This window comes from Devosia soli (genome assembly GCF_000970455.1).
In the GTDB taxonomy this organism is placed as follows: domain Bacteria; phylum Pseudomonadota; class Alphaproteobacteria; order Rhizobiales; family Devosiaceae; genus Devosia; species Devosia soli.
The window spans coordinates 1-534 of record NZ_LAJG01000032.1 but is presented as its reverse complement, the minus strand read 5'-3'; the positions used below and the strand labels follow the sequence as shown (position 1 = coordinate 534).

Genomic DNA, 534 nt, shown 5'->3' with positions numbered 1-534 from the left:
CCTCCTAACCTTCCCCATCAAGGTCGAGGTTTCCGGCTGGTGGCTTTGTATCGATCCTGCCCGCCTCCTTTTCCATCCCCTCCCCCTTCATCGGGGTGTCTGGGCGCGGCTGTCGTCACGCATCATGTGCACCAGTCGCGCCCCCCATGCTCCTTGACTTCTTCACCCGCGCCCTTCTCGCCGGCGTCCGCCTTTCCGCTTTTCCCGGCCCACTCTGCTTCTTCCTCGTCTCGCCCCTCATGGTCTCTTCCCTCCACTCCCTTCCCCTTTTCCCCCTCCCTTCCTTTTTCGCCCCGCCACCTCTCCCGCTTCTCCGTTCCCTCCCCCTCCTCTCTCCCCCCCCTCCCCTCCTTCCCTCTCTTCCTCTTTCTCCTCCTCCCTCCCTCTCCCTTCCTTTTCTTCTCTTCTTTTGCCCATCTCTGCTCCTCCTTCTTTTCCGTTCTTTTTTTTCCTCTCTTCTCTCTCTCTCTCTTTCTTTTTCTCTCTCTCTTCCTCTCTCTTTCTCTTTTTTTCCTTCCTTTTCTTCTCTTTTCT

At 57.1% G+C, this 534-nt stretch carries 1 protein-coding gene; it reads right to left on the bottom strand.

Annotated elements, in window-relative coordinates; genetic code table 11:
* Positions 1-122 precede the first annotated feature (122 nt).
* The coding region (locus tag VW35_RS21615) for a hypothetical protein (RefSeq protein ID WP_046143979.1) at positions 123-534 on the bottom strand (412 nt) is incomplete at its 5' end.